We start from the raw sequence: 18,711 nt of genomic DNA, 5'->3' as shown, positions 1-18,711 counted from the left end.
CTTCCGGGGGCGGGCCGTGAGTCGCGGGAGGCCAGTGGGGACCTGTGCGGGCCCGAGCGGGCCTGCGTGTCTCGCGCGTCTCGTGGAGTCGAGGAGTCGTGGATCAACTGACGTCCACGATTCCGTGATTCGCCCGCCGGAACGATGGAGTGTCCTACCGAACCGATGGTGGAGCCAGCCCTACCCCCAAGGTCGGGGCGATCGGGGGGAGGGCCGGTGAGGGGTGGTCAGTTCGCGCGGCGGTGCTCCTCCAAGTAGCCCGCCGCGAGGGTGCTCGCGCGCGTGAACCAGTCGGTCAGTACGGCGATTTCGGCGGGCGAGTACTCGGCGAACAGGGCGTGCAGACGGGCGTAATAGGGCTCGTACAGCTCGCGGACCCGGGCCTCCGCGTCCGGCTGGGCGGCCACGCGCACCCGGCGGCGGTCGGTCGGGTCGGGGCGGCGGGTGACGTATCCCGCGCGTTCCAGGCGGTTGAGGATGCCGGTCACCGCACCCGTCGTGACGTGGGCGCGAGCCGCCAGGTCGCCGGCCGTGAGGAGGTTCTCGCCGGCCTCGATGACGTAGCCGAAGCAGGTGAGGTCGGTGACGTTCAGGCCCACCCGCTGAGCCATCTCCTGCTGGCCGATCATGCTCGTCGCGATGAGGTGGTCCATCGCGCTCAGTGCCTCGGCCGGGGTGGCGGGCTGGCGCGGTGTGGCATGCATCGGAGTGGTTCCCTGATTCCCTTAGCTTGTGAGAGTTTTCTGCGCTAAATTTCTTACGTAGTGAGAGATCTTTGGATCCCAGGTTCGCTGGCTGGAGAGAGGCGGGTACGTGAATGAGCGCACATCAGTATGACGAGGGCCATACGGCCGCCGGGTGGACCGGCTTCGGCATCGCCGCCGTCGGAACGGCGGTGCTCGGACTCGGCGTGTGCGCGACGTCGGTCGCGCTGCTGGCCGGGGGCTTGGGGATCGTCGTCGTGAGTGTCCTGGTCACCTGGGTTCTGCATCTCGCCGGCTGGGGCAAACCGCCGGGGCTGCGCCCGCGAGAGCAGTGGGGGTGGCGGGTACGGGATCTGACCGCGCGGGAGGGACATCCGGGGTGTGTGGGGTGTCGCTTGGCGGGGCGGAATCCCGGGCGGATTCCCGGGCGTGGGCGAGGATCGAGTCTGCGGGTGGATGCCCTGCCGGTGTACGAGCCCGTGGCGGGCGAATCGATACCTCTGTCCACTATCGAGTGAACGTGCCTTACACGAAGGGGAGTTGTGTACGGACGTCTCTAGCTTCCGAGGTGGAGGTGATGCTCGATGTACGAGCAGAACGACACGCCGTCGGAGCAGTCGGCGGCACGGAAGCAGGACGCGATCGACATCAACGACTTCGTGTTCGCGTCGACGGGGGCGCGGGTGCGGAGGGTGACCCTGTCGGAAGGTGAGTACTGGTTTCCGGCAGCCGACGTGGCCACGCGTCTTGGCTACGCAAACACGCGGCAAGCCTTGCAGTGGCATGTTGCCGCAGATTGCCAGAAGACGCTGGACGATCTTGCTCGAAGCGTCTATGGAGTAGACGCTTCGAGCAAGATTGCAGGTCACGGACTTAAGAAGTCGATGCGGATGGTGAACCTGCGTGGTCTTGTAGCCCTCGTCAACGGTTGCACCAAGCCGGAATGCGAACCCTTCAAGGCCTGGGTCTGCGATGTCGTCGTGACCATCCAGCGCGACGGTTCGTACTCCCTCGATCAGGCCCCCGTCCAACCCGCCCCCGACGGCAATACCGCGTACCTCATGCCCCAGCAGGTCGCCGACGCGATCGTCCGGTTGGAGGAGCGGAACATCAGGGCGGACGAGGCGTTGGCCGTCGCACAGGTGGAGCGGATCGAGCAGATGCGCCGGACCAACGAGCATCTGGCGCACACCAACACGCATCTGGCGCACACCAACGAGCATCTGGCGCAAACCAACACACATCTGGCGCGCACCAACACACATCTGGCGAACGCAGCCGGACAACTGACCAACGTCGCCGAGCTGCTGGCCGCATCCCACCGCGTCCAGACCTCCATGGCCGATGCCCTCCATCGCATCGCCGGCACTCTGGACCGCGTCGCCGAGCGACTCCAGCCGCCCTCCGGGCCGACGCCCGGGTCCTCGGCCATGACGCCCCAGGAACTGCTGGCCCACTGGCGGGCGAAGAACCTCGTCGTCACCGACGACGTGCACGCCGTGGCGGCCTGTCTCGCGCCCGCGCTGGTGCGGGGTGCCGCCAGGTGTCGGCTGGAGGAGGTCGCCGCGCGTACGGGCCTGACCGTCGACCGTGTCCAGGACTGTGTGCGCATGCTGATCAAGCGAGGGTGCATCCGGCAGACCGGGTGCGAAGAGGACGGTGTGCCGGTCTACGCGCTGCCCTAGGTGAAGTCGAATCAGGTGGGGTGACGGCAGGAGGGCCCGAAGTCGCAAAACGAAGTTGCGGCTTCGGGCCCGTCCGTACCGTAGCGGTTCCGGCGGGGCGATCGTGTTGTCAGTGCCGTCTTCTACTCTCATGAGTGATGGCACAGGCATGGAAGTGTTCGGGGTTGCGGTGGGTCGACGGTGGCCCCGTGCTGGTGTGGGACGGCGGGCGGCGCAGTGCGCTGGCCTGGGGGAAGCGGGTGGCCTTCGGGGTCGTGGACGGGGGTGTGCGGACGTGTGTGGGAGCGCGGGGGCATGCGTGTCCGGTGCGGGCGGGGGTGTCGGGGCGGAGTACGGGGGCGCGGTGCGAGGAGTGTGCGCGGCTGGACCGGGCGCACTCCGTGGCCGCCGACACGATCGCCGACGACCCGCGGCCGTACCGCGTATATCTGGCCTGGTTCGGACCCGGCATGGTCAAGGTCGGGATCACGGCGGTCGAGCGGGGGTCGGCCCGGCTGCTGGAGCAGGGCGCGGTGTGCTTCAGCTGGCTCGGCACCGGTCCGTTGATGGCCGCCCGACGCACGGAAGAGTTGTTGCGGGCCGCGCTCCGGGTGCCCGACCGGATTCCGTACGCCGATAAGCGGGCGGTGCGTTCGGGGTTGCCCGGGGCGGAGAGCGCGCGGGCGGCCGAAGTCGTGGAGCTGCATGCCCGGGCGCTCGCGCTCGCCGACTGGCCCGAGTCACTCACGCGGGAAGCCTGCCGGCCGGTCGACCATGTCGGCGCGTTCGGACTCGCTCGACTACCGGGCGCCGTCGGCGAGGTGAGTGAGCTGGTTGCCGGTGGGGCGGTGAGCGGGGAGCTGGTTGCGGCCGCGGGGCCCGATCTGCATCTCGCGGTCGGGGAGGGGGACGGGGAGCGGAAGATCCTCGTGCTCGACACTCGGCTGATGACAGGGTGGGACCTGGGACCTGCCGAGGGAGGGACCGGGGCTGCGGACGGAGGCCGACCTGCCTTTCCCCTGCGGGAGTTCAGAGGCGCGTCGGCGGTGCAGGACGAGTTGTTCTGAGGATTCGGGAGGTCGGGAACGGATGGGCGCCACGGAGGGTCAGGAAGCCAGGGAAAAAGACCAGGTTCGCCGTTTCTGGCAGCGCCTCGCGCTCCCCGGGCTCGTCGACGTCCACACCCACTTCATGCCCGAGCGCGTTCTCCGCAAGGTCTGGGGTTACTTCGACTCGCTCGGGCCGCTCACCGGTGGCGTCGAGTGGCCCATCACCTACCGCGCCGAGGAGGCCGAACGGGTAGCCCTGATCCGGGAGTTCGGCGTCCGTGCCTTCACCGCGATGCTCTATCCGCACAAGGCGGGCATGGCCGAGTGGCTCAACGGCTGGGCCGTCGACTTCGCGCGCCGCACCCCCGACTGTCTGCACACCTCGACGCTGTTCCCGGAGCCGGGAGTCGAGGGCTATGTCCGGGAGGCCGTCGAGGCGGGGGCGCGGGTCTTCAAGGCGCATGTGCAGGTGGGGGCGTACGACCCGGCCGATGAACTCCTCGACGGGGCTTGGGGATTGCTCGCCGAGGCCGGCGTGCCCGTGGTGATCCACTGCGGTTCCGGGCCCATGCCGGGCAAGTTCACCGGGCCGGAGCCGGTCGGGCGCGTGCTCGCCCGGCATCCCCGACTGCGGCTGATCGTCGCGCACATGGGGATGACGGAGTACGAGGACTTCCTCGACCTGGCCGAGCGGTACGCCGAGGTGCGGCTGGACACGACGATGTCGTTCACGGATTTCAGCGACCGGTTCGCGCCGTTCCCCCGGAGGGCACTGCCCCGGCTGGCCGACCTCGGCGACCGGATCCTGCTCGGCAGCGACTTCCCCAACATCCCCTATCCGTACGTCCATCAGCTGGAGGCACTGGAGCGGCTTGGGCTGGGAGACGACTGGCTGCGGGCCGTGTGTCACGACAACGGGGCGAGGCTGTTCGGGGTGTGACGCCCTACGGGCCACCGGCACCGGGGCACCGGCCACCGGGCCACCAGGTCACCGGGTCACCCCGTCACCGGATCACCCTGTCACCAACAGCATTTCCTTCCGCCCGCCCCGCCACCTGACCGTGACCGCGCCGTCCGCCCCGCCCACATCCAGCGAAGCATCCGCATTGACGTCCGTCGGCACCGTCAACCCCGTCAGCTTCAGCCCATGCAGCGAACGTCCCGTCCGCGCGTCGAGGACCACCAACTCGGCCGAGGTGCCGTGGCCGGCGTCGGCGTACCGGAAGTTCGGTTGGCGGACGACGTACACCCGGCCGTCCGCGACCACGGGATCGCCGTACTTCCGGCCGGTCGGTGCGCGGAGTTTCCAGCGCAGGCGGCCGGTTCCGGTGTCGTAGGCGCTGAGGAGGGTGGGGGAGGCGGTGTCGTAGATGTGCGGGTCGACCGTGGTGACCGCGATGCCGTCGGCCGTAGTGACGTCAGCCGTGGTGACGTCGGCCGAGAGGTGGATGGAGAAGGTGACCCGTACCGGTGCTCCCTGGCGGCTCACGTGCAGGAGGCGGACCGGGCGCGGGGTGCGGCGTTCGGGGCCGACGGCGGCGAGGGTGTGGGTGTCGGCCCGGAGGAGGTCGTCGTACGGCTCCCCTTGCTGCTGCCGCCAGAGGACCTCGCCCGTGCGGTCGTCGATGCCGAGGAGGAGGGCGGAGCTTTCGGTGACGGAGGGCGCGATGGCCGCACTCGCGTTGCCGTGCTTGGGGCCCAGTACGTCGCAGCTCGCCGAAGCCGTGACGAGGTGGTCCGGGAAGTCGTACACCGTCTCGATCGGTGTCTCGTCGCACTCGGCCGGTCTGCTCGCCGTCCACAGGGTGCGGCCGGTGCGTTCGGCGAGGGCGCGGATGCCGGCCGGGGTGTCGATGATGACGCGGCCGCCGGAGAGCCGGGGGTACGCGCGTCGCCGGCTCTCGCCCTCGGAGATGTTCCGGTGCCACAGGATCCGGCCCGAGCGCAGGTCGATCGCCGTGAGCCGGCCGTCCGCGAAGCCGGCGACCACCGTGCGCGTGGATACGTTGAGCGTCGGCGCGTAATAGCCCTCGTTCGCATCCCCGCCGCGGTCCTCGCCCCGGTCCTCACCCCCATCGCCGTCGCCCTCCCCGTAGCCGCCCCGCTCATAGCGCCAGTACTCCGCGCCGGTCCGTATGTTCACGGCTCGCACACCGACTGCCGTCGCCCGGACCGACAGCCCGTGCACCACGGTCTCGTCGGCGGTCGTCCGGCGCAGGACGTGGTTCGGGGTGAGTGGTGCCGTCGAGCCGAGCGTGGCCGGGAAAGTGCCCTGCGCCCCGGTGACCACGTCGGGTTTCGGTGCCGAAGCCTCGTGCCAGGGCTGCTCCAGGCCGACGAGAACGAGCAGGACCGCAGTCACGCAGCCGGTCGCGTACAGCGTCAGCCGGCGCCACGCCCTGGGATCCCGTTCCCCCGGCAGCCGTGCGGATATGCCTCCGCTGTCCCCATGATCCCCACTGCCGCCACCTGTCCCGACTGTCCCACCTGCCCCAGCTGTCACCACAGCCCCCGTGTCCCCGTCGCCTCGAACAGATGAGGGATCTTGTCCCGCCGACTCCCCGCGGGGCAAGCAGCCGCTCGCCCCGGGGCCAGCACCCGTTATCTCCGAGGCGAGCACCCGCCCCCGCGAAGCAAGCCGCCCGGCTCCTTTCCCTCTCCCCCACCGCAGAAACCGCTTCCAGCAAGCGGTTCCAAGGGGTTGCCTGAGAGGCCCCTGTGAGTTTCTTAGGGAAATCACAGGTTGTCGAAAGCGTGCTCTCAGAGGATCCCGACAGTCTCTCCACCATGACCACGACCTCGCCCCAGGGGCGCACCGAACTGCTGAGGCCGGACGGGAGCCCCGTCCGAGTGCTTGTGGTGGACGACGAAATGTCGATCACCGAACTGCTGTCCATGGCCCTTCGTTATGAGGGCTGGCAGATCCGGAGTGCGGGGGATGGCACGGGTGCCATCCAGACCGCGCGGGAGTTCCGGCCCGACGCCGTCGTCCTGGACATGATGCTGCCCGACATGGACGGCCTGACCGTCCTTGGCCGGATGCGCCGCGAACTGCCGGACGTGCCGGTGCTGTTCCTGACGGCGAAGGACGCCGTCGAGGACCGTATCGCCGGGCTCACCGCAGGCGGCGACGACTACGTCACCAAGCCGTTCAGCCTCGAAGAGGTCGTCGCCCGGCTGCGCGGGCTGATCCGGCGGTCCGGTGCCGCCGATCGCCGCTCCGACTCCGTACTCGTGGTCGGTGACCTCACCCTCGACGAGGACAGCCACGAGGTGTCGCGGGCCGGGGAGGGCATCCACCTCACCGCCACCGAGTTCGAACTGCTGCGCTTCCTCATGCGCAATCCACGGCGTGTGCTCAGCAAGGCGCAGATCCTCGACCGGGTGTGGTCCTACGACTTCGGCGGCCAGGCCAACGTGGTCGAGCTCTACATCTCCTACCTCCGCCGGAAGATCGACGCCGGACGGGAGCCGATGATCCACACCCGGCGAGGGGCCGGTTACCTGATCAAGCCCGCCGCCTCATGAGCGGGCGACGACGGCCGCGTACGCAGAAGCGACGAGCGGGTAAGCCGCGCACCCTGCGGACCCGGCTCGTCGTCGCGTCCGTGACGTTGATCGCGGTGGTGTGCGCGGTGATCGGTACGGTGACCACGCTTGCGCTCCGCTCGCATCTGTACGACCAGCTCGACGGCAAGGTGCAGGAGACCGCCATGCGCGCGGCGGGCCGTCCCCTGGGGAACAACCAGGGCAACGGCCTCGGCAATCTCCCCGGGGCGCAGAACGGCACGTCCACGTCGGGGGGCAAGTCCCTCGGCGGCGACACGCCCGTCTCGGCCGCCGGCAAGGTCACCAAAGTCCTCACCACCGGCCCAACACAGGTCAGCACCGTCGCCGCCTACGTGCAGAACGGCTCGATCGCCAGCGCGGCGTACAGCAAGCAGCAGAACGACACCAACGGCGCGTTCCAGAGAATGACCGGCGTCGATCTCTCCACGGCGCAGAGCCAGGCCCTCGCGTCCGTGTCGAGGGACGGGAAGACGCACAGCGTCACGATCCCCGGGCTCGGGGACTACCGGGTCAAGTACGCCACGAACCCCGACACCCCCACCGAGGGCTTCTACATCGCCCTGCCGACCGCCGACGTCGACAGCACCGTCAACACCCTCATCCTCGTCGAGCTGAGCGTCACCGCCGCCGGCCTCGTGGCCGCAGGCATCGCCGGCTACGTCCTCGTCGGTGTCGCCACCCGCCCGCTGCGCCGTGTCGCCAGCACCGCCACCCGTGTCTCCGAACTCCCGCTCCACACCGGCGAGGTGAACCTCAGCGAGCGTGTCCCGGAGTCCGAGACCGATCCGCACACCGAGGTCGGCCAGGTCGGTGCCGCGCTCAACCGGATGCTGAACCACGTCCACGGCGCCCTGCACGCCCGCCAGCAGAGCGAGATGCGGGTACGGCAGTTCGTCGCGGACGCCAGCCACGAGCTGCGCACCCCGCTCGCCTCCATCCGCGGGTACGCCGAGCTGACCCGGCGCGGCAGAGAGCAGGTCGGCCCGGACACCCGGCACGCGCTGGGCCGGATCGAGTCCGAGGCGAGCCGGATGACCCTGCTCGTGGAGGACCTGCTGCTGCTCGCCAGACTGGACGCCGGACGGCCGCTCCAGTTCGAGCAGACCGACCTCATCCCGCTGGTCGTCGACACCATCAGCGACGCCCGCGCGGCCGGCATGGACCACAACTGGCGCCTCGACCTGCCCGACGAACCCGCCGCCGTCTCCGGCGACGCGGCCCGCCTCCAGCAGGTGCTCATCAACCTGCTCGGCAACGCCCGCAAGCACACCCCACCGGGGACGACCGTCACCGCGCGCGTGCAGCGGCGCGGCCCGTGGATGTGCGTGGACGTCGAGGACAACGGCCAGGGCATCCCGCCCGATCTGCTCCCGCACGTCTTCGAGCGGTTCGCCCGCGGGGACTCGGCGCGCTCGCGGTCCACCGGCTCGACGGGCCTCGGCCTCGCGATCGTGCAGGCCGTCGCGAGCGCGCACGGCGGCGCGGTGACCGTGGACAGCGTTCCCGGCCGCACGGTCTTCACCGTGCACCTGCCCGCGCTGGCTCCGCAGCTTCCGCAGCCGGGCCCCGAAACGAATTGGCAATCGCACTCACAGGTCCAGCACAGTGCCACCACATGGGTGCAACAGGGCGCTTGACAAGAGTCGTTCCCATGCGAACCGACTCTTCTCCCGGCACCCTGCCGGCGCGGGAGCACCTCCCGGCCGGCGACGCCGGTACGCCTGTTCTGGACGTAGTGATCCCCGTTTACAACGAGGAGAAGGACCTCCAGCCGTGTGTGCTGAGACTGCACGACCATCTCAAGCGCACGTTCCCCTACGCGTTCCGCATCACGATCGCCGACAACGCCTCGACGGACACCACTCCCCAGGTGTCCGCGCGGCTGGCGGCACAGCTTCCGGAGGTCAGGGCCTTCCGGCTGGAGCAGAAGGGCCGCGGCCGGGCGCTGCGGACCGTCTGGTCCGCCTCGGACGCTCCGATCCTCGCCTATATGGACGTGGACCTGTCGACCGACCTGAACGCCCTGCTGCCCTTGGTGGCACCGCTCATCTCCGGCCACTCCGACCTGGCGATCGGTTCCCGGCTGGCCCGCTCGTCGCGCGTGGTGCGCGGCGCCAAGCGGGAGTTCATCAGCCGCTCGTACAACCTCATCCTGCGCGGCTCGCTGCAGGCCCGCTTCTCGGACGCGCAGTGCGGGTTCAAGGCGATCCGGCGTGATGTGGCCCAGGTGCTGCTGCCGATGGTCGAGGACACCGGCTGGTTCTTCGACACCGAGATGCTGGTCATCGCCGAGCGCGCGGGCCTTCGGATCCACGAGGTGCCGGTCGACTGGGTCGACGACCCGGACTCGACGGTGCACATCGTGAAGACGGCCACCGAGGACCTCAAGGGCGTGTGGCGCGTCGGCAAGGCACTGGCGAGCGGCTCGCTGCCGCTGGACCGGATCACCCGCCCCTTCGGCGACGACCCGCGCGACCGCGACATCAAGGACGTGCCGAAGGGCCTGGCCCGCCAACTCGTCGGGTTCTGCGTGGTCGGCGGCCTGTCGACCCTCTTCTACCTGGTCCTGTACAGCGCGTTCCGCTCCTTCACCGGCTCGCAGATCGCCAACGCGCTCGCGCTCCTGGTCTCCGCGATCGCCAACACCGCGGCCAACCGCCGACTGACCTTCGGGGTGCGCGGGCGCGGCGGCGCGGTCCGGCACCAGGCGCAGGGCCTGGTCGTCTTCGGCATCGGCCTGGCCCTGACCAGCGGCTCGCTCGCCGCCCTGAACGCGGCCAGCAGCGACCCCGCGCACTCCACCGAACTGGCGGTGCTGATCGCCGCCAATCTCGCCGCGACCGTCCTGCGGTTCCTGCTCTTCAGGGCGTGGGTCTTCCCGGACCGCCGGGACAGCGACGCGGCCTCGACGGTGCAGTACCAGCAACAGGGCTATGAGCAGCCGTACGCGCATGCATCACAGTCCTTGAACAACATCCAGACCACCCACACCACTCAGTTCCGCGCCGGTGAAGCCGCGGACGGCACCTGGCGGGACTCCACGACGCAGTTCCGGCCGATGCGCCCTTACGACACCGATCCGGGGGACACCCGATGACCACCCACTACGACCAGCCGACCCACCAGGGAGGTGCGGCTCCCACCCCCTCGGGCCCCGCACCCGACGTGGTGGACGCGCAGCGGCCGCCGCACGCGCCGGCCCCCGCCGGCGGCGAGCCCAAGCAGCCCTTCGTACGCCGACTGTGGCGCGGCCGTCCCGAGGACCCCCGCTGGGCCCGCCGGGCCTTCCTCGGCCTGCTGGCCGCCACCGCGGTGCTCTACTTCTGGAACCTGGGCGTCAACGGCTACTCCAACTCCTTCTACTCGGCGGCCGTCCAGGCCGGCACCCAGAGCTGGAAGGCGATGTTCTTCGGCTCGCTGGACGCGGGCAACGCGATCACCGTCGACAAGCCCTCGGCGTTCCTGTGGCCGATGGAGATCGCGGCCCGGATCTTCGGCGTCAACACCTGGACGATCCTGGGCCCCGAGGTCCTCATGGGCGTCGGCACGGTCGCCGTCGTCTACGCCTCGGTGCGCCGCCGCTTCAGCCCGGCGTCCGGCCTGATCGCGGGCGCGGTCCTCGCGCTCACCCCGGTGGCCGCGCTGATGTTCCGGTTCAACAACCCGGACGCGATGCTCGCCCTGCTGATGGCGCTGGCCTGCTACTTCGCGGTCCGCGCGCTGGAGGACGGCCGGACCAGGTGGCTGGTGTGGTGCGGGGTCGCGATCGGCTTCGCCTTCCTCGGCAAGACCCTGCAAGCCTTCCTGATCCTGCCGCCGCTGGCGATCGTCCACGCCGTCTGCGCGCCGGTCTCGCTGAAGAAGCGGTTCGGTCAACTGGCCGCGGGCACCCTCGCGTTGCTCGTCTCCGGCGGCTGGTGGGTCGCGATCGTCGAGCTGTGGCCGGCCTCCTCCCGCCCCTACATCGGCGGTTCCCAGAACAACAGCTTCCTTGAGCTGACCTTCGGCTACAACGGCCTGGGCCGCATCAACGGCGACGAGACCGGCAGTGTCGGCGGCGGCGGTGGCGCGGGCGGCACCGGGCGGTGGGGCGAGACCGGCTGGGACCGGATGTTCAACTCCGAGATCGGCAGCCAGATCTCCTGGCTGCTGCCGGCCGCGCTGATCCTCCTGGTCGCCGGTCTGGTGGCCACCCGCAAGCTCAAGCGGACCTCGGTGACCCGCGGTTCGTTCCTGGTGTGGGGCGGCGCGCTGCTGATCACCCTGCTGGTCTTCAGCTACATGGCGGGCATCTTCCACCAGTACTACACGATCGCCCTGGCTCCCTACATCGCCGCCGTGATCGGCATGGGCGCCGGGACCCTGTGGGAGAAGCGCTCCGAGACGTGGGCCTCGCTCACCCTCGCGGCGGCGATCGTGGCGGGCACGGTCTGGGGTTACGTACTCCTCAACCGCACGCCCGACTACCTGCCCTGGCTGCGCTGGCTGGTCCTGATCGGCGGCCTGGCCGCCGCGCTCGGTGTGATCTTCGTGGCCAAACTGGGCCGCCAACTCGCCCTGGCCGCAGTGGGCTTGGGCATCGTGGCCTCCCTGGCCGGTCCGACGGCGTACACCCTCAGCACGGTCGACTCGGCGCACACCGGCTCCATCCCGACGGCCGGTCCGGCGGGCGCGAGCACGATGGGCGGCCGGGGCGGTCCCGGCGGCGGTGGCGCTCGCGGCGGCTTCGGCGGCGGTGGCATGCCGGGCCAGCAGAACGGCAACGGCAACACCCAGAACCAGCAAGGTGGCGGCGGCTTCCCGGGTGGCGGCACCGGCGGTATGCCGGGGCAGAACGGCAACGGGAACACCCAGGGCCAGCAGGGCGCCCCCGGCGGCATGGGCGGCGGTGGCGCCGGCGGCCTGCTGAACGGCGCGACCGTCAGCGCCGAGGCCAAGCAGCTACTGCAGAGCAACGCCGGCGACTACACCTGGGCGGCGGCCGCGGTCGGCGCGCAGAACGCGGCGAGCTACCAACTCGCCACCGGTGAGGCGGTGATGGCGATCGGCGGCTTCAACGGCACCGACCCGTCCCCGACGCTGGCGCAGTTCGAGAAGTACGTGGCCGACGGCAGGATCCACTACTTCATCTCCAGCGGCACGGGCGGCGGCATGGGCGGCAGCAGCACCGGCACGTCCTCGCAGATCACCTCGTGGGTCGAGAGCAACTTCAAGAAGGTGACGGTCGGTTCGTCCACCTTCTACGACCTCACGCAGAAGACGAGCAGCTAGCCGCCGACTGATCGGAGGGGGTGGTGACCATGGTCACCACCCCCTCCCTATTTTCGTTGTACGGCGTACAGGAACTCTTATACGCTGTACGACATGAGTTCCCAGGGCCACCCCCAACGCTGGCTGATCCTCGGTGTCATCTGTCTCGCCCAGCTGACCGTGCTGCTCGACAACACCGTGCTGAACGTGGCGATCCCCTCCCTCACCCGGGAGCTGCACGCCAAGACCTCGGACATCCAGTGGATGATCAACGCGTACTCGCTCGTCCAGTCCGGCCTGCTGCTCACCGCCGGCAGCGCGGCCGACCGCTACGGCCGCAAGAAGATGCTGCTGGCCGGACTCGCCCTCTTCGGCATCGGTTCGTTGGCGGCGGGCCTGGCCGGCTCCACGGGCCAACTGATCGCGGCCCGCGCGGGCATGGGCGTCGGCGGCGCACTGCTGATGACCACCACCCTCGCGGTGGCGATGCAGATCTTCACGCCCGAGGAGCAGCCGAGGGCGATCGGCATCTGGGCGGCGGTCAACGCGCTCGGCTTCGCGATCGGACCGCTCCTCGGCGGCTTCATGCTGAACCACTTCTGGTGGGGCGCGATCTTCCTGATCAACCTGCCGGTAGCGGCGCTGGGCCTGGTGGCGGTGGTGGCCCTGGTCCCGGAATCCAAGAACCCCGCCGGTGACCGCCCCGACCTCCCCGGCGCCCTGCTCTCCACGGTCGGCATGGCCTCGCTGGTCTTCGCGATCATCTCGGGCCCGGCACACGGCTGGACGTCGGGCCGCGTCCTGCTCCCCGCGGCCGTCGCCGCCCTGTCCCTGGGCGCCTTCGCGTACTGGGAGAACCGGATCCCGTACCCGATGCTCGACCCGCACTTCTTCCGCGACCGCCGGTTCACGGGTGCGGTGGCGGGGGCGGTGCTCATCGCCTTCGGCATGGGCGGCTCGCTCTTCCTGCTCACCCAGCACCTGCAATTCGTCCTGGGCTACGGCCCGTTGGAGGCGGGCCTCAGGACCGCCCCGCTGGCTCTGACCATCGTGGCCCTCAACTTCAGCGGCCTGTCGGCGAAGTGGTCGGCGAGGTTGGGTACGCCGGTTTCCATCGCGCTGGGAATGGTGCTGATGTCGGCGGGGCTGGCGTCGATCGCGGTGCTGTCCACCGGGGGCTACACCGGCACCCTGCTGGGCCTGCTGCTCATCGGCGCGGGGGGCGCTCTCGCCAGCCCGGCCATGGCGCACGCGATCATGAGCGCGATTCCTCCGGCGAAGGCGGGGGTCGGGGCCGGGGTCAACGGAACGTTGGCGGAGTTCGGCAACGGGTTGGGGGTCGCGGTGCTCGGAGCCGTCCTGAGCTCGTCCGGGGGGCTTGCCGAAGGGCTGAGATCAGGGCAGTTGGTGGGAGCGGTCGCGGTACTGCTCGGCGGGTTCCTGGCGGCGGCGTTGTTGCGCAGGGCGGAGCGGGCAGACTCGGAATTGGTGGTCGCCTAGGAGCTCGGGAGGTGCGGTTGTTCTGCGGCTGCGAGCCTGTTGTGGCTGATCGCGCAGTTCCCCGCGTCCCCAGGTTGGTCGACATCTGGCATCTTGATCAGTTACCGCAAGATCAGTTACTGCATATCCAGGAAGGTGCGTGCGCTGATGGCCAGGTCAGCCGAGGGGGCGGCGCGGACCAGTGTGTGGCTGGAGGGCAAGGTCCGCCGGGGTCGGGGTGGGCAGCCGTCCGGGCTCGACCGGGACCGCATCACCGGGGCGACCGTGCGGCTGCTGGACGCCGAGGGCATGGCCAAGTTCTCCATGCGCCGCCTCGCCGCGGAACTGAACGTCACGGCGATGTCCGTCTACTGGTACGTCGACACCAAGGACGACCTCCTCGAACTCGCCCTCGACGCGGCCTTCGGCGAGCTCCCGCTGCCCGACCCGGAGGCCGACGAGGACTGGCGGGACCAACTCCGCGCCCTGGCAAGGGAGTACCGCGCCCTCCTGGTCCGCCACCCCTGGCTCTCCCCGCTGGCCGGCACGTTCCTGAACATCGGCCCGAACTCACTGGCCTTCTCCAGGGTCGTACAGCAGGTCATCCGCAAAACCGGCCTGCCCGCATCCGGCCTGACGGGCGCCATCTCGGCCGTCTTCCAGTTCGTCTACGGCTTCGGCACGATCGAGGGCCACTTCATCGCCCGCACCGCGGCCGCCGGCATGACCCAGGACGAGTACTTCCGCACCGCGATGACCGCGGTGAACCAGTCCCCGTCGGCCGCCGAGGTCATCCAGGAGTCGGCGGACCTCATGGCGGCGAGGGGAGGCGACACGGTGGAGGAAATGCGGGAGAGGGACTTCACCTTCGCCTTGGAACTCTTGGTGGCGGGCATCGAGGCGATGGTGAAAAGAGAGGGCGAGTAGGTTCCCCTCAGGGGCGCGGGGAACTGCGCGACCAGCCCCCACGGACCGGCACCCGCGACACAAGCGCGCCCCCGGAGCTCGCAGGCGCCCGGCGAGCCAACGGAGTGCTCACGCCTCCGGCGAGGCCAACCGCGCCGGGAACCCACCTGTGGCCACCGGACCCCACTTCTCCGGCGTGACCCGAATGATCGACTTCCCCTGCTTCACCATCGCCGCCCGGTACTCGTCCCAGTCCGGATGCTCCCCGGCGATGTTCCGGTAGTACTCCACCAGCGGCTCGACGGACTCCGGCGGATCGATCACCTCGGCGACGCCGTCGACCTGCACCCACGGCCCGTCCCAGTCGTCGCTCAGCACGACGACACTGACCCGCTCGTCCCGCTTCGCGTTCCGCGTCTTGGCGCGTTCGGGGTACGTGGAGACGACGATCCGCCCCGAGTCGTCGACCCCACAGGTCAACGGCGAGGCCTGCGGACTCCCGTCGGCCCGCCGCGTCAACAGCAGCGCGTGATGACGGGGCCGCACAAACTCCAGCAGCTCTTCCAGGGATACCCGGGTGTTACTAGCGATGTTCGGTGCCATACGACCAGCCTATGTCTACCCCTGCGGCAACGCCTCGCCCTGCACCGCCTGCACATCCAGCTCCACCCGCAACGTCGTCCCGATCGCCGCGATCCCCGCCTGCACCACCTGGTTGTAGTTCATGGCGAAGTCCTCCCGCCGAAGTTCCGCCGTCGCCCGGAACGCGGCCCGGGTCCCGCCCCACGGATCGGCCCCCGTACCCAGATACGCGAGGTCCAGATCGACCTCCCGCGCCACCCCGTGCAGCGTCAGCTCGCCGCGGACCGTCCACCGGTCCGTGCCCGCCGCCGCCACGACGCCGGTCGAGCGGTAGGTGATCTCCGGGTACTTCTCGACGTCCAGGAAGTCCGCCGAGCGCAGATGATCGTCCCTCACACCGTTGCCCGTATCGATGGACGCGGCCCGGATCACCGCCTCCACACGGGACTTGGCCACCTCGTCCGGGGCGATCTCGATGCGCGCGGCGAAGTCGGTGAAACGGCCGTGCACGCTGGAGATGCCGAGGTGCTGGGCGACCGCGGCGACGGAGGAGTGCGCGGGGTCGACGGTCCAGGGCCCGGGCGGCGGCAGTTCGGTGCCGCCCTGCCGCCCCAGGGTCACGACCCCGACCTCGGCCCGGCCGCTCGCGGTGACGATCGCGGTGGCGGCGGCGGGCGCGTACCCGACGGCGGTGACGATGACGGTGTACGGGCCGGGCGCCAGCTCGGTGGTGTCCCGTACCGCCCCCTCGGCGTCGGCCTCCGCGCGCAGCACCTGGGTGCCGGTCATGTCGGTCACCGTGACGACGGCGTGCGACACGGCCCATCCGTCGCGGGTACGGATCCTCGCGGTCAGTCCCATGGTCCTCAAACTCCTTGCCGTACGCGTGAATCCGGCCCGCGGCGGCCGCACCTCCGCTGAGAGGCGTGCGCCCGCCGCGGGCCGGTGTGTGCCACCTACTCGCCGGGGTGGGCGAGTTCGATGTCGTGGTCGTCGACACCGCGCCCGTTCACGGTCAACGCGCTCGCCACCGGCGGGTAACCCGTCGCGATGACCGTGTACTCGCCGCTGCCCAGGTCGGTGAAGGCGTACGCCCCGTCCGACCCGGTGGTGGCCGTGCCGACCACGTTGCCCGCCGCGTCCACGAGGGTCACGCGGGCGTCGGCCAGCGGGCCGTGCGGAGCCCGTACGACACCCTGGAGTTGAGCGCCCGAGTCCAGGTCGACCTCGATCCGGGTGACCCCGGTACCGCCGACCTCGACGGGCAGCGCGCGCGGCCGGTATCCGTCGGCGTTCACCGCGACGGTCACCGATCCGGGCACCAGCTCGCCGAAGGCGAACTCGCCCTGCTCACCCGTCTTCTGGGTGGCCAGCAGATCCCCGCGCACATCGGTCACGACGACCATGGCGTCCTTGACGGCGAGCCCGGTCTCCGCGGCCCGCACCAGCCCGTTCAGCCCACTGGTCCCACTGAGCAGGACGTCGTACGCGAGCGGCTCGCCGTTCACGACGACCGTGGACGCCTGCGGCTGGAACCCGTCGGCGGAGGCGATCAGGACGTACGACCCGACGCTCGGCGCCTCGACGGCGTAGGAACCGTCCGCCTGGGTCACCGACCGGCCCAACTGGCGGCCGGCCAGCGAGATCAGCGTGACGGCGGCCTGCGGGACGGGCGCGCTCTCGTTGCCGCGCACGAAGCCCCGTACCGGGATCCCGCCGAAGCCGGAACCGGCCGACTCCTCGGGCCGTGCGATGGTCGCCACGGCGGAGAGCCGCTGGGTGCCGTCGGCGGCAGGCCCGGTCTCCGACACCGCCCAACTCGGCACGCTGTCAGCGGCCGGAGTCTCGGCGGCGACCGGCGCGGCCTCCACGGCGGCGGTCTCCGCGGCCGGGGTGTCCTGCTCGCCCGCGGCCTGCGCCAGCGCGCCCTTGGTCCGCAGCGGGACCTCCTTGATGAACAGGGTGATCAGGAACGCGACGGCCGCCAGGGCGCCGGCGATCATGAAGACGTCGGCGATGCCGTGGCCGTAGGAGCTCTCCATGAGCGTGCGCACCGGGGCCGGCAGCTTGGCCAGGTCCGGGATGCTGTCGGTGGAGGAGTTCGAACCGGCGAGCGCCGCCCGGTACCTGGGGTCGAGAGAGGCGATGCCGTCGGTGACGTAGTGCGAGATCCGGTGGGACATCACCGCGCCGAGGGCGGAGACGCCGACCGCGCCGCCGAGGGAGCGGAAGAAGGTGACCGTCGAGCTGGCCGAGCCGAGGTCGCTCGGGTCGACCTGGTTCTGCGTGCACAGCACCAGGTTCTGCATCATCATGCCGATGCCGAGACCCAGCAGGGCCATGAAGATGCCCATCTTCCAGTAGGCCGTGTCGTACCGGATGGTCCCGAGCAGACCGAGGCCGGCCGTCAGCAGCACGCCGCCGCTCACCAGCCACGCCTTCCAGCGCCCGGTGCGGGTGATGAACTGCCCCGAGACGGTGGAGGAGATGAACAGTCCGCCGATCATCGGGATGGTCATCACCCCGGACATCGTCGGTGACTTGTCGCGGGCCAGCTGGAAGTACTGGCTGAAGAAGACCGTGCCGGTGAACATCGCGACACCGACGAACAGCGACGCGAGCGAGGCCAGCGCGATGGTGCGGTTGCGGAACAGCCGCAGCGGGATGATCGGTTCGCGCGCCTTGGACTCGATCAGCACGAAGATCAGCCCGAGGGCGATCGAACCGCCGATCATCGCGTACGTCTGCCAGGAGATCCAGTCGTACTTGTCACCGGCGAAGGTGATCCAGACCAGCAGCAGCGAGACGGAGGCGGCGATGAAGAAGGCGCCGGACCAGTCGACCTTGACGTCCCGCTTCACGACGGGCAGGTGCAGGGTCTTCTGCAGCGCGATCAGCGCGATCACGGCGAAGGGGACACCGACGTAGAAGCACCAGCGCCAGCCGAGCCAGCTGGTGTCGGTGATGACCCCACCGAGCAGCGGGCCGCCGACGGTGGCGACGGCGAAGGTCGCGCCGAGGTAGCCGGAGTAACGCCCGCGCTCACGCGGCGAGATCATCGCGGCCATGACGATCTGGGCGAGCGCGGACAGACCGCCGACGCCGACGCCCTGGACGACACGGCAGGCGATCAGCATGCCGGCGTTCTGCGACAGACCGGCCGCCGCGGACCCCAGCACATAGATGATCAGAGCTATCTGGACGAGCGCCTTCTTGCTGTAGAGGTCCGCGAGCTTGCCCCACAGGGGCGTGGTCGCGGTCATCGCCAGCAGGGACGCGGTGACGACCCAGGTGTAGGCGGACTGGCCGCCGCCGAGGTCGCTGATGATGTGCGGCAGGGCGTTGGTGACGATCGTGGAGGACAGGATCGCCACGAACATGCCGAGCAGCAGACCGGAGATGGCCTCCATGATCTGCCGGTGTGTCATCGGGGCGTACTCGGTGGAGCCTCCCCCGTGCTTGGCATGAGCCCGCACACCGGCCGGTGTGGTCGTAGCCATGGGCTTC

Annotated in this window: 15 protein-coding genes; 10 read left to right on the top strand and 5 right to left on the bottom strand. The window is 70.1% G+C overall.

Translation table 11 applies throughout. The features are described from left to right. Positions 1-227: 227 nt before the first annotated feature. A complete protein-coding gene (locus tag ACIQI8_RS29025) occupies positions 228-704 on the bottom strand; it encodes a MarR family winged helix-turn-helix transcriptional regulator (RefSeq protein WP_402356403.1) in 477 nt (158 codons plus the stop codon). Positions 705-817: 113 nt separating this feature from the next. Between ACIQI8_RS29025 and ACIQI8_RS29020 the strand changes: the two genes are divergently transcribed. The 4 genes from ACIQI8_RS29020 to ACIQI8_RS29005 all read left to right on the top strand — a co-directional run bounded on the left by ACIQI8_RS29020 (position 818) and on the right by ACIQI8_RS29005 (position 4,357). Further along, positions 818-1,222 (top strand): HGxxPAAW family protein, encoded by a 405-nt coding sequence (locus ACIQI8_RS29020; protein WP_402356400.1) that lies wholly within the window; start codon positions 818-820, stop codon positions 1,220-1,222. A 66-nt stretch (positions 1,223-1,288) separates the two neighbouring features. Beyond that, positions 1,289-2,389, top strand: coding sequence for a Bro-N domain-containing protein (locus tag ACIQI8_RS29015; RefSeq protein WP_402356397.1), 1,101 nt, complete (start codon positions 1,289-1,291; stop codon positions 2,387-2,389). Between the two features lie 137 nt (positions 2,390-2,526). Next, on the top strand, positions 2,527-3,435 hold the full coding sequence (locus ACIQI8_RS29010; RefSeq protein WP_402356394.1) for a DUF2797 domain-containing protein: 909 nt from the start codon (positions 2,527-2,529) through the stop codon (positions 3,433-3,435). 22 nt (positions 3,436-3,457) lie between these two features. Next, positions 3,458-4,357: an amidohydrolase family protein gene (locus tag ACIQI8_RS29005; RefSeq protein WP_402356391.1), complete on the top strand. Its 900-nt coding sequence runs from the start codon at positions 3,458-3,460 to the stop codon at positions 4,355-4,357. Positions 4,358-4,429: 72 nt separating this feature from the next. On the opposite strand, the gene ACIQI8_RS29000 is transcribed toward ACIQI8_RS29005, so the two are convergent. Beyond that, positions 4,430-5,779 (bottom strand): PQQ-binding-like beta-propeller repeat protein, encoded by a 1,350-nt coding sequence (locus ACIQI8_RS29000; RefSeq protein ID WP_402356388.1) that lies wholly within the window; start codon positions 5,777-5,779, stop codon positions 4,430-4,432. 425 nt (positions 5,780-6,204) lie between these two features. Here ACIQI8_RS29000 and ACIQI8_RS28995 point away from each other — a divergent pair, with 425 nt between their 5' ends. From ACIQI8_RS28995 to ACIQI8_RS28970, 6 genes are all read left to right on the top strand, one after another. Then, positions 6,205-6,945: a response regulator transcription factor gene (locus ACIQI8_RS28995; protein WP_185146104.1), complete on the top strand. Its 741-nt coding sequence runs from the start codon at positions 6,205-6,207 to the stop codon at positions 6,943-6,945. Then, on the top strand, positions 6,942-8,624 hold the full coding sequence (locus ACIQI8_RS28990) for a sensor histidine kinase (RefSeq protein WP_402356385.1): 1,683 nt from the start codon (positions 6,942-6,944) through the stop codon (positions 8,622-8,624). The genes ACIQI8_RS28995 and ACIQI8_RS28990 overlap by 4 nt, the downstream gene beginning before the upstream one ends. 14 nt (positions 8,625-8,638) lie before the next feature. After that, a complete protein-coding gene (locus ACIQI8_RS28985) occupies positions 8,639-10,084 on the top strand; it encodes a glycosyltransferase (protein WP_402356382.1) in 1,446 nt (481 codons plus the stop codon). Beyond that, positions 10,081-12,258, top strand: coding sequence for an ArnT family glycosyltransferase (locus ACIQI8_RS28980; protein ID WP_402356379.1), 2,178 nt, complete (start codon positions 10,081-10,083; stop codon positions 12,256-12,258). Before ACIQI8_RS28985 ends, ACIQI8_RS28980 begins: the two co-directional genes overlap by 4 nt. 93 nt (positions 12,259-12,351) lie before the next feature. Next, positions 12,352-13,737: an MFS transporter gene (locus ACIQI8_RS28975; protein ID WP_402356376.1), complete on the top strand. Its 1,386-nt coding sequence runs from the start codon at positions 12,352-12,354 to the stop codon at positions 13,735-13,737. 147 nt (positions 13,738-13,884) lie between these two features. Beyond that, the gene (locus ACIQI8_RS28970) at positions 13,885-14,643 is read left to right on the top strand and encodes a TetR/AcrR family transcriptional regulator (protein ID WP_402356373.1); all 759 of its coding nucleotides are present in this window, start codon (positions 13,885-13,887) and stop codon (positions 14,641-14,643) included. Positions 14,644-14,751: 108 nt separating this feature from the next. Here the strand turns inward: ACIQI8_RS28970 and ACIQI8_RS28965 are convergent, their stop codons facing one another. The 3 genes from ACIQI8_RS28965 to ACIQI8_RS28955 all read right to left on the bottom strand — a co-directional run bounded on the left by ACIQI8_RS28965 (position 14,752) and on the right by ACIQI8_RS28955 (position 18,704). Beyond that, the gene (locus ACIQI8_RS28965; RefSeq protein WP_402356370.1) at positions 14,752-15,225 is read right to left on the bottom strand and encodes a PPOX class F420-dependent oxidoreductase; all 474 of its coding nucleotides are present in this window, start codon (positions 15,223-15,225) and stop codon (positions 14,752-14,754) included. Between the two features lie 15 nt (positions 15,226-15,240). Continuing rightward, positions 15,241-16,065, bottom strand: a complete 825-nt coding sequence (locus ACIQI8_RS28960; RefSeq protein WP_402356367.1) for a YceI family protein — start codon at positions 16,063-16,065, stop codon at positions 15,241-15,243. A gap of 95 nt (positions 16,066-16,160) precedes the next feature. Continuing rightward, positions 16,161-18,704, bottom strand: coding sequence for an MFS transporter (locus ACIQI8_RS28955; protein ID WP_402356364.1), 2,544 nt, complete (start codon positions 18,702-18,704; stop codon positions 16,161-16,163). Positions 18,705-18,711: the final 7 nt, after the last annotated feature.

The organism is Streptomyces sp. NPDC092369, assembly GCF_044755245.1.
Taxonomy (GTDB): Bacteria; Actinomycetota; Actinomycetes; order Streptomycetales; family Streptomycetaceae; genus Streptomyces.
This window is presented reverse-complemented; position numbering and strand designations above follow the sequence as displayed.

What these genes read in the sequence shown, in the direction of transcription:
- ACIQI8_RS29025 (WP_402356403.1), bottom strand. Translation starts at nt 704, where the DNA reads ATGCATGCCACACCGCGCCAGCCCGCCACCCCGGCCGAGGCACTGAGC.
- ACIQI8_RS29020 (WP_402356400.1), top strand. Translation starts at nt 818, where the DNA reads ATGAGCGCACATCAGTATGACGAGGGCCATACGGCCGCCGGGTGGACC.
- ACIQI8_RS29015 (WP_402356397.1), top strand. Translation starts at nt 1,289, where the DNA reads ATGTACGAGCAGAACGACACGCCGTCGGAGCAGTCGGCGGCACGGAAG.
- ACIQI8_RS29010 (WP_402356394.1), top strand. Translation starts at nt 2,527, where the DNA reads ATGGCACAGGCATGGAAGTGTTCGGGGTTGCGGTGGGTCGACGGTGGC.
- ACIQI8_RS29005 (WP_402356391.1), top strand. Translation starts at nt 3,458, where the DNA reads ATGGGCGCCACGGAGGGTCAGGAAGCCAGGGAAAAAGACCAGGTTCGC.
- ACIQI8_RS28995 (WP_185146104.1), top strand. Translation starts at nt 6,205, where the DNA reads ATGACCACGACCTCGCCCCAGGGGCGCACCGAACTGCTGAGGCCGGAC.
- ACIQI8_RS28990 (WP_402356385.1), top strand. Translation starts at nt 6,942, where the DNA reads ATGAGCGGGCGACGACGGCCGCGTACGCAGAAGCGACGAGCGGGTAAG.
- ACIQI8_RS28985 (WP_402356382.1), top strand. Translation starts at nt 8,639, where the DNA reads ATGCGAACCGACTCTTCTCCCGGCACCCTGCCGGCGCGGGAGCACCTC.
- ACIQI8_RS28980 (WP_402356379.1), top strand. Translation starts at nt 10,081, where the DNA reads ATGACCACCCACTACGACCAGCCGACCCACCAGGGAGGTGCGGCTCCC.
- ACIQI8_RS28975 (WP_402356376.1), top strand. Translation starts at nt 12,352, where the DNA reads ATGAGTTCCCAGGGCCACCCCCAACGCTGGCTGATCCTCGGTGTCATC.
- ACIQI8_RS28970 (WP_402356373.1), top strand. Translation starts at nt 13,885, where the DNA reads ATGGCCAGGTCAGCCGAGGGGGCGGCGCGGACCAGTGTGTGGCTGGAG.
- ACIQI8_RS28965 (WP_402356370.1), bottom strand. Translation starts at nt 15,225, where the DNA reads ATGGCACCGAACATCGCTAGTAACACCCGGGTATCCCTGGAAGAGCTG.
- ACIQI8_RS28960 (WP_402356367.1), bottom strand. Translation starts at nt 16,065, where the DNA reads ATGGGACTGACCGCGAGGATCCGTACCCGCGACGGATGGGCCGTGTCG.
- ACIQI8_RS28955 (WP_402356364.1), bottom strand. Translation starts at nt 18,704, where the DNA reads ATGGCTACGACCACACCGGCCGGTGTGCGGGCTCATGCCAAGCACGGG.